4 protein-coding genes are annotated in these 10,364 nt (G+C 58.2%); all 4 read left to right on the forward strand.

All coding sequences use genetic code 11. The annotated features are described in order from the left end of the window. Window positions 1–254: 254 nt before the first annotated feature. The 4 genes from QVP03_RS05995 (at window position 255) to QVP03_RS06010 (ending at window position 10,218) form a co-directional block, all read left to right on the forward strand. Window positions 255–4,277 (forward strand): hybrid sensor histidine kinase/response regulator transcription factor, encoded by a 4,023-nt coding sequence (locus QVP03_RS05995; protein WP_022332636.1) that lies wholly within the window; start codon window positions 255–257, stop codon window positions 4,275–4,277. A 284-nt stretch (window positions 4,278–4,561) separates the two neighbouring features. Next, on the forward strand, window positions 4,562–7,564 hold the full coding sequence (locus QVP03_RS06000) for a SusC/RagA family TonB-linked outer membrane protein (RefSeq protein WP_022332637.1): 3,003 nt from the start codon (window positions 4,562–4,564) through the stop codon (window positions 7,562–7,564). Between the two features lie 19 nt (window positions 7,565–7,583). Then, entirely contained in the window at window positions 7,584–8,981 is a 1,398-nt protein-coding gene (locus tag QVP03_RS06005) for a RagB/SusD family nutrient uptake outer membrane protein (RefSeq protein ID WP_018697033.1), read from the forward strand. Between the two features lie 22 nt (window positions 8,982–9,003). After that, a complete protein-coding gene (locus QVP03_RS06010) occupies window positions 9,004–10,218 on the forward strand; it encodes a basic secretory protein-like protein (protein ID WP_052011101.1) in 1,215 nt (404 codons plus the stop codon). The last annotated feature ends 146 nt before the right edge of the window (window positions 10,219–10,364 follow it).

Raw genomic sequence — 10,364 nt, forward strand, 5'->3', positions numbered from 1 at the left:
GTCATTACATCTTTGTATAGGGATAATAGATAACGAGAAGGCAACGATTTATTTTCAGCTTATTCCGATCAAAGTAAATTAAAATTCATAGATTATATCTGAAGTTCAAGAAGGAATAAAACTGAAAGATTATCACCACAATGAATCTCAAAACACGACAATGGTCAAACCTTGTATTATTTTACTTTTTTGTTCATTTTAATTTTTAATATAGTCCGTTTCCTGTTTTCCTTAAAACTTATTATCTTTAATGCATGCTTTTCCGATTCCCGCATTCGTCATGGTTGCCGGCCTGCCGCCGGTTGTTACTGTTGCTACCCGCTTTGGTGCTGGCGGCGGGCCTTTCGGCGCGGTCGCTGGTCAAGGCGGACGTGCAGCTGGCGAACAACGCCGTTTTGGCGATGTATCAGGACGAGGATGCCAATATGTGGATCGGAACCTACGACGGACTGCACCTCTACAACGGCAAGAACACCTTTGTTTTCCGCATGGAGCTGGACAACGAATTTTCGCTGTGCAGCAATATCGTGCTGGAGATAGCCCCGGCCGAAAAGGGCTACCTATGGGTAGCCACTTCGCTGGGGATCAATAAATTTTCCCTGCGCGAGCGACGCGTCGTCGAAAGCTATATGCAGTACGTCGACGTGGAGAATATCGCTTCGGACAGCGAGGGAAACACCGTGCTTTTCTCGGGTGAGGATTTTATCACCTGCTACCGCCCAGGGCGCGCCTTTTTCGAGGACGTGTATATTCCGGGCGTCCGCGCTGCGGAGATTGTCGCCGTCTGGTCGGAGGCACCCCGGGTGTTCTGCACCTTGGGGCGGGACGGAGAGTTGGTGCGTTACCGGCTCAACGACGGCGAAGGGAAAAGTCTCGTGCGGGTATCCGGGCGCCAGCTCTCCGCGCGTCCGGTGCGCAAGGCGTTCTTCAATGGCGGCAGGCTCCATTTCGTCGACACCTCGGGCGGGCTGTGGCGGTATACGTACAAGGACGAATCGCTGGTGCTGCTATCCGACCTTTCGCAGCTGGGCGAAACGGGCTTTACCGTGTCGACGGTCTGTTCGTTCGGGGACGAGGTTTATGTGGGCTTCCTGGCCGGGGCCCTGGGCCGTGTTCCCGAGAAAGGAGGCCGCTGCGAGCTGATCGCCTCGGACTACCGCGTTTTCTGCCTGTGGGCCGACTGCAACCAGGATATCCTCTGGGTCGGAACCGACGGCTACGGGGTTCATATGTACTGCGACAAGGAGGAGCTGTTCACGACGCTGCTCATGGAGGACATGCCGCAAAAGGTGCTCAAACCCGTGCGGGCCATCCATACCGACGACAGGGGAAACCTGTGGATAGGCACCAAGGGCGACGGCGTAATCCGCATCCGCGATTATGAAAGCTATGCCGGCGGGAATATTCCCGTCGACCACCTGACCCGTTTCGACCGCGGCAAGGGACTTACGAGCAACGAAGTTTTCAGTTTTTGCAGCAGCCCGGCCCGGAATGTCATATGGCTCGGAACCTCGGGCCCGGGCCTTACCTATTATGCATACAGGGACGACCGGATGCGGACGTTACCCCTGCAGCCGGGAATGCCGGAGATACGCGGCGTCCACCAGATGTGCGAGGTGAACGACTCGACGCTCTACCTCGCCTGCGATACGGATGCGCTGGTCGAACTGACAATCGGAAAGGGCGACAGGCCCGTCGTGACGGCGATGCGCCGTTACCGGTTCCGGCTGGAGCGCCGCGACTGCAATGAGTTTTATGCCCTGATACGCGAAAGCGACTCGACGCTGCTGCTGGGCATGCGCGGCGGTTACGGGCTGATACGCTTCGACATGCGGACGAAGAAGTACGTATTTGTTGATATGCACCGCCTGCAAAGCCGGGCCCTGGGCGATTTGCTCTGCCTGTGCAAGAGCCGCGAGTCGGGACTCTACTGCGGCGCCAGTTCGGGGCTGATACTGCTTACGCCCGAGGGTGACATCCGGCAGTTCAACCGCCGCAACGGCATCGTCAACGACATGATACACGGCGTGCTGGAGGATGCGCACGGCTGCATCTGGTTGAGCACGAACAAGGGCCTCGCGCAGTACAGCCCCGGCCATGACTTTTTCCACAACTACTCCTCTTCCGATTTGCGCGTCATCGAGTTCTGCGACGACGCTTACTGGAAATGTCCCTATACCGACCGGCTTTTTTTCGGCGGCGTGAACGGCGTGGTGTGGATAGACCCCGCGGCCGAGCCTCCCTCTAACTACAAACCCCGGCTGCGCTTCATGGATCTCGAACTGCCGGACGGAACACTCGTGCCGCTGTCGGATTATACGGGCGACGGACACGACCCCCTCCCGGTGCGTATTGCGCCCCGTACGGCCGGCTTCGCCGTCTCTTTCGTGGCTGTCGACTACCTGAATGGCGATAACTACGAGTATTCCTACATGCTGGAGGGCTATTCCGACGAGTGGGTGGAATTACAGAAAAACAACCGCGTCGCCTTTATGAATATTCCCGCGGGCAGTTACCTGCTGCACGTGCGCTACAAGAGCAACGTCATGGATCGTGCCACGCAGGTCTACACGCTGCCCCTGACGGTGCTGCCGCCGTGGTACCGCACGACGGCAGCCCTCGTGTGCTATATCCTGCTCGCGGTGGGGCTCGTATGGCTGTTTGCCGCCTTGCTGCGCAGGCATTACCGCAGGCAGCAACAGCGTGTCGTAGCCCGGCTGGAGGAGGAACAGCGCGAGAAGCTCTATGAGGCGCGGCTCAATTTCTTCGTCAACATTTCGCATGAACTCTGTACGCCGCTGACGCTTATCAACGGCATGAACGAGCGTATCGCACAACTGAGCGCGGAGAATCCGCAGCTGCACAAGTATACGAATGTGATGCACGAGAATGTCAAAGGCCTGAACGACCTGATTCAGGAGATACTGGATTTCCGGAAAATCGAGGAGGAGGGATTCGGCCGCGTCCATATCCATAGCGTCGATATCGCCGCGATGCTCTGCGTGCAGGTACGCTCGTTCGCCGACGCTGCGGAGCGCAACGGCATCGAACTGTTGTTGGAGGTACCGCCGGAGCTGACGTGGAACACTGATGCCGCATTCCTGAAGAAAGTGGTCTTCAACCTCATGTCCAATGCGATGAAATACACGCCTCAGCGGGGATGTATCCGCATTTCGGCGGCGGCAGCTGGGAACGGGCTGGAGCTGAAAGTCCGGAACACGGGGCGGGGAATAGCCCCCGAGCAGTTGATACATGTCTTCGACCGTTACCGTATCCTGGACAGTATGGATCGCAATATGTACACCGACTCTACGTCGCGCAACGGGCTGGGGCTCTTCATCTGCCGCGGGCTGGTGCAGGCGCTCGGCGGGGAAATTTCGGTGGATAGCGAGGTCGGCCGGTATGCCGAATTCACGGTGCGCTTGCCATACCGGGAGGTGACGGACGGGGATGTCGGTGCGGAGGCGGTGCAGAAGCCGGCCAGTATCGCTCCGACCCTGCCGCGCGGGGGGGGTGAAAAACCCCTCGTGCTGGTCGTGGACGACAACAAGGACATCGTATGGCTGATCGAATCGGCGCTTTCCGGGCAGTTCCGCGTCAGCACGTGCCACGATGTGGCCGAGGCGCTCGCACGCCTGGGCGAGATGACGCCCGACCTGATTATCACCGACATCGTCATGGCGGGCGCGAGCGGACTGGAGCTGGTGAATGCCGTGCGCAGCGATAAATTCCTGCGCGGTATCCCGGTCGTCGTCGTTTCGGCGAAGATTACCGAGAGCGAGCAGGTCGAAGGGCTGGTGTCGGGAGCTGACGCCTACCTGACCAAACCGTTCTCCGTGCCCGTGCTCTGCGCCACGGTCGAACGGCTGATAGCCAGTCGCCGGATGCTGAAGGATTATTACAATACGCCCGAGAGCGTCTATACGGTCGTCGAAGGACAGAAGATGCATCAAACCGACAAACTTTTCATGGACACCGTCGTGGACACCATACAGGAGCATATCGAGAGCGAGAACCTGCGCATGGAACTGATTGCCGAACGCCTCGGGCTGACGGCCCGCAATTTCTACCGGAAGTTCAAGAAGATTTCGGGACGCACGCCGAGCGAATTCATCAAGGAGTACCGTTTCGAGTATGCGGCCCGCCTGCTGACGACCACCCACCTCACCATTCAGGAGATCATGTACCGCGTGGGGATTTCGAACAAGTCCTATTTCTACCGCGAATTCCAGAAGAAATACGGGCTCAAACCCAAGGAATACCGTACGAAGCAGTAGTTTGCACCGGGAGCGGAAAAGTATCCTGATTCGCATAAAAGAGGTGGTGATTTACCTTGTGCGAATCAGGATACTTTTTTTGTCCGCGATGCATCCCTTTCCCCGGGGCTGTTTGCTAAATTTGTATAAACCTCAAACCGAACCAACTGACTTCCCATGACTTTGAAATAGTCTATTCTCTCAAAACTGCGGGCGGCGTTTCAGGGCCCGAAATTACCGCTCCCGCATGATTTACGAAACTATTGTTCTACGGAAACCATTTTATCAACCTAAACCAAAAATTAATGAAATTACACTTTTACTCTGTTTGTATGGTTCTGCTCTCCCTGTTGCCGGGATTGACCGTGTCGGCGCAGGAGCAGAAGACGACCGCCGCGCGTACGGTGATTGTCGTTGACCAGGCGGGGCCGGTAATCGGTGCGAGTGTCGTGATCAAGGGAACCGTATCGGGCGCCTCGACCGATGTCAATGGCGTTACAACTATCGCTTGTCCGGACGACGCCGTTCTCTCCGTATCGTATGTAGGTTACAGTACGCAGGAGGTAGCCGTCGCTTCGCGCACGACGATCGAAGTCAGACTCGAAGAGGACGCCCAGCGGCTCGATGAGGTCGTGGTCGTAGGTTACAACACCGTACGCCGCGCCCAAACCACGGGAGCTCTTTCGCAAGTGAAGGGCGAGAAGCTCGAATTTCAGTCGTCGCCGACGCTCGAAAACCGATTGCAAGGCCAGACGCCCGGTGTGATGATCTCCAGCGGTTCGGGACAACCGGGCAGCAACGATCTATCGATCCGCATCCGCGGTACAGGATCGATCAACGGTAGCAACACTCCTCTTTATATTATGGACGGCGTGATGGTGCAATCGGCCGATTTCGCGGCGCTCAACTCCAACGACATCGCCGACATCCAGGTGCTGAAAGACGCTTCGGCCACGGCGATTTACGGTTCGCGCGGCGCCAACGGCGTGATTGTCATCACGACCAAAAGCGGACGCAGCGGACGCACGAACATCAACTACCGCAACCAGTTCGGTTTCTCGTTCCTGGTGGATTACATCGATATGATGAACAGCGAGCAGAACCTCCAGTACCAGCTGCAGTGCGTGATGTCGGAACCCAACAGCAACTTCTATCCGATGATGCAGTACCTCAAGCGCGAAATGGACGGCACGGCCTCGGAGGCCGACCTCGCGCGTCTGGCCAAGGCCCGCGCCACCGACACGGACTGGATGGATCTGATGACCCAGACGGGTTTCCTGCAGGAGCATAGCGTTTCGGTTTCGGGCGGCAGCGACAAGACCCGGTTCTTCATCTCGGGCTCTTACCTGACGCAGCAGGGGATTCTCAAGAAGTCGAGCCTCGACCGTTATTCGACGCGTTTCAATATCGACCACAAGGCGACCAAGTGGCTCGACCTGGGACTGAAGGCCACGGTCGGTTACAGCAAGACCAACTTCGCAGACCCCGAAGCCGGTGCCGGACGCCAGAACTGGGGCAACCCGTGGTTTACTACGCTGCTGGCCTATCCCTACGAGTCGCCCGACGACTGGTACAACGTCGACAACCCGACGCTCATCACCAAATATTACGACCGCGAAACGGGCCGCCTGAAAACCGTCGCTTCGGTGTATGCGAAAGCTTCCATCACAGACTGGCTCTCCGTAAAGACCAATTTCGGACTGGATTTCATGTACAACCGCAACGTGTCGACGCTGCACCGCGACCATCCCAATGCGCAGCAGAACCACGGTTACTACGGCCAGACCTCATCGGAGCTATTCCGCTACACGTGGACCAATACCATCAACGTCAACAAGGATTTCGCCAACGGACATTCGCTCAACGCCGTAGCCGGTATGGAGATGTTCCAGGGCAAATGGTACACGTCGAACTTCACGGGCTACGACCTGAATTCCGACATGATGCAGTCGCCGGCCGGTATCGGCGACAAGTCGGGTTCGTCGCTTTTCCCGCCCTCGATCGGCGGCGGCCGCACGATGAGCAACCTCATGTCGTTCTTCGCGCAGGCCAGCTATTCGATCGCCAACAAGTACAACTTTTCGGCCTCGCTTCGCCACGACACCTCGTCGAAATTCTACGAGGACAACGCCAGCGCCACGTTCTGGTCGGTCGGCGCCAGCTGGCTCATCTCGACGGAGTCGTGGTTCGACAACGCGAAGTGGCTCAACCAGCTGAAATTGCGCGCCAGCTACGGTACGACGGGTAACCAGGACGGCGTGAGCGACTTCGGAACGTTCGACGGCTACTACAACTCGTCCTACAACGGCGAATCGGGTTACAGCCACGGCCAGCTCGGCAACAGCGAACTGCGCTGGGAAACCTCGGCCCAGACCAATGTCGGACTAGACGTGTCGGTGCTGGATTCGCGCGTGAACGTCACCTTCGACTTCTACAATATCAAGACCAAAGACCTCTACATGTCGAAGAACATCTCGATGACCAGCGGTTTCAGCTCGATTTTGGCCAATGCGGGCTCCATCGTCAACCGCGGTGTCGAGCTCGGCGTCAACACCACGCCCGTCAAGACGCAGAACTTCCAGTGGGATCTCGGGTTCAACTACACCTACAACAAGAGCGAGATTACCGATCTGGGTACCTGGTCGAACAAGGAGGGGCGCTACAAAAACGGCAACACGCTCTATGAACTGGGCCGCCCGCTCGGTACGTGGATCATGCCTTACTACGCAGGCGTCAGCCCCGCTAACGGCATGCCCGTCTTCTACGACAACTACGGACAGCTCACGACCGACATCAACCAGGCGTATATGGCCGACCATCTGGGAACGTATGAAGTGCCTGTCTTCGGCGGCATCACGACCCGGCTGCGCTACAAGGGCGTGCAGCTCGACGCACAGTTCACCTATGCCTACCACTATACGGTGATGAACTGCCAGCGCTGGTATATGGACAACCACAAGTTCAACGGCAACAAGCCCGTGCGCATGCTCCGCATGTGGATGAAAGAGGGCGATGTGACCGACGTGCCGGCTTTCCGCGACGGCATTCAGCCCTCGCCGATGGCCTCGCAGTTCCTCGAGGATGCCTCCTACCTGCGCCTGAAGACCCTGCGCCTGTCGTGGACGCTGCCCGACCGCTGGATGCGGAAGACCCGCTTCATCCGCAACCTGACGCTCTATGCACAGGGCGAGAACCTCGTGACATGGACGGGATATACGGGTGCCGACCCCGAGGTCAACGGGGCACAGGACGTCATGTCCTATCCGAAGCCCCGTACCATCACGTTCGGTGTGGATATGAATTTCTAATCCTAAAATGAACCAGACAATGAAAAAAATACAATCGATATGCATCGTGGCGCTGCTGGCGGCTTTTGCGCTCACGTCATGTAACTATACCGACCTCGATCCCACGGACATGGTCGGCCCCGACAAGGCGTTCGGCAACGTGCAGAACGTCCATAAGGCCGTGGTCGGCATCTACGGCAAGGCCAGCCTGCGCTCGAAACTTGCCGTTACGGAATATATCGCCGACGACTGCGTGCAGGGCGGCGATTCGGGTGGCGCAGGAACCGACCTTGCCGGCTGGGTCTACACCGCCACGTCGGGCGACGTCAGCGGCTTGTGGGCGCATTACTACGGTATCATCAATCAGGCCAACCGCGTGCTTAACTACGGCCCGAAAGTGAAGCCGCTCAACGCCGAAGAGGAAACCTCACTGCAGGTGTCGCTCGGCACGGCTTACTTCTTCCGCGCCTATGCGCATTTCGAGCTGCTCTGCTTCTTCTCCGATTTTTCGAACGACGACGCGCTGGGCATCCCGTACGTCAGCCATTACCACGTGGTGGGCAATCCCCCGCGCGACAAAGTCGGCGCATGCTACGAGCAGATTATGACCGACCTCACCCGCGCGTACGACATGCTGACGGTAGCGGCTCCCGACCTGGCGGCCGACAACAAGGCAACCAACTCGACGGCATACATTTCGCAGGCCGCGGTCGATGCGCTCCGTGCGCGGGTTTCGCTCTACCACAAAAAGTACACCCACGCCTACATCTATGCCAGCAACGCCCTGCGTGCCGTAGGCATCGCCAAGCTTGGCGAGGTGCAGAACCTCTGGCTGGACAAGTCGAACGCCGGTACGATTTTCAAGCTGTCGCGTCCCGCAGGCTCGTCGACGATCGGGACGCTCTTCGTGGGCCGCGACTATTCGAGCGTTTTCCGCCCGAGCAACGAACTGCGCGCCCAGTTTTCCGAAAAAGACGTCCGCGGGCCGGTTTTCTTCGAATACGGCCGTGACCGCGCTGGGGCGCCCGTGTGGATGGTCACCAAGTGGTTCGGCGACGCGTCGGATATCGGCCGTCTCGATGAGAAAATGTTCCGTGCCGAGGAGATGCAGCTCATTGCCATCGAGGCGCTGATGATGCGTGAGAACCCCGACCTGGCTGAGGCCAACCGCCTGCTCAACGAACTGCGCGCCGAACGTATCGAGGGCTACACGGCGCAGACCTATCCGGGGCTGCTGGCCGAGATTATCAAGGAGCGCCGCTGCGAGCTGGTATGGGAGGGGCACCGCCTGTTCGACGCGCGCCGCCTGAAAGTGACCATGACGCGCGAGGGCAAGACGATTTCCGCCGACGACTACCGCCTGACGCTGCCGATTCCGCAGGCCGAAATCGACGCCAACTCGGGCATCTCGGAGAGCGACCAGAATTACGGATATTAACGGACTTTAAAACCTGAAAATGATGAAAAAGATAACATATATGCTTTTAGCGGGGGCGCTCCTCTGCTCCTGTGCCGATGAAAAGCCGCATTTCCTGCCGGCCCCGGGCGGCACCGTGGAGATCGGCGGCATCGGCGCCACGCCATCGTCCGACGCGGCGGCGCTCCTTGACGACGACCTTACGACCTACTTCGAGGCCGAAGTCGGCTCGGAGAACAGCGTCGAGGCGGTCGTGGATTGCAGCGCCGGGCGGATCGTGGCCTACACGCTCGTATCGTCGGGCGTGGTGGAGCAGGGCGACAACGGCGTCGAAGCGCTGTACGACCCCGTGTCATGGAAGGTCTACGGGTCGGACGACGGCGCGTCGTGGAACGAGGTGGACAGCCGTTCGGAGGTCGCGTTCATCGCCCGTTTCCAGAAACATATCTATTACCTGGCGGCGCCGGCCGACTATGCCAAATACAAATTCGTGTTCAAGGCCAACGGCGGCGACAAGCTGACTCTTTCGGACATCCTTTTCCACACGGAAGACCCGTATGCCGCATGGAAGAACTTTGAGTCGCCCGAAATCCTGTTCATCGACCTGGCCGAGGACAAGGGCTCCAAACTCTACGACGTGCTGGTTCAGGACAAGATCGCCTACCTGAAGTGGCATGCGCTGGAGATTTGCACCTACCTCTACTTCAACGACCGGGACGAGCGTTTCCCGGTGAACACCATCGAGTATTTCCTCGAACCGATGCCCGGCGAGGTGTCGTACAAAGGAGGCTCGTCGCCCAAAATCAACATCCATTACTCGACCGACTGGATTCAGAAATCGGCCAACGAGTCGCTGCTCAAGTTGAGCCTCGAAACGCGCGGCGTGCTTTTCCACGAGATGGTACACGCTTTCCAGCTCGAACCGCAGGGCATTCCGGCTTACAGTCAGGGCAACATGTCGTGGGCGGCAATCGAAGGTCTGGCCGACGCGGTGCGCACGGTGGCGGGCTACCACGACTATGCCACCCGCAATACCAACGGCAGCCTGATGTCGGGCTACCAGACGACGGGCTTCTTCTGCTACTGGCTGACACAGACGCAGGACAAGGACGCCATCCGCAATATCAACGCGTCGATGCGCACGATCAATCCGTGGAGCTGGGACGCGGCGCTCAAATACGCACTCGGCGAGGATGCCAATGAGCAGACGCTTTGGGCGCTCTACAAGGCCGATAAAACCAATTACCAAAAACGCTAAATCTGAATGACATCCATGAAAAAGATAACGATATTTCTGGCGGCCTTGCTGCTCGTCTTCGCTGCGGGATGCCGTGAGGATGCTTCCCTCGACGGACTCGAGTCCCAGACCAAGGAGGAGGGCACCTCGGCCGGCGAGAATGCCGA

Origin of the sequence: Alistipes sp. CAG:29 (assembly GCF_000435435.1) — a bacterium.
Taxonomy (GTDB): Bacteria; Bacteroidota; Bacteroidia; order Bacteroidales; family Rikenellaceae; genus Alistipes; species Alistipes onderdonkii.

What these genes read in the sequence shown, in the direction of transcription:
- QVP03_RS05995 (WP_022332636.1), top strand. Translation starts at nt 255, where the DNA reads ATGCTTTTCCGATTCCCGCATTCGTCATGGTTGCCGGCCTGCCGCCGG.
- QVP03_RS06000 (WP_022332637.1), top strand. Translation starts at nt 4,562, where the DNA reads ATGAAATTACACTTTTACTCTGTTTGTATGGTTCTGCTCTCCCTGTTG.
- QVP03_RS06005 (WP_018697033.1), top strand. Translation starts at nt 7,584, where the DNA reads ATGAAAAAAATACAATCGATATGCATCGTGGCGCTGCTGGCGGCTTTT.
- QVP03_RS06010 (WP_052011101.1), top strand. Translation starts at nt 9,004, where the DNA reads ATGAAAAAGATAACATATATGCTTTTAGCGGGGGCGCTCCTCTGCTCC.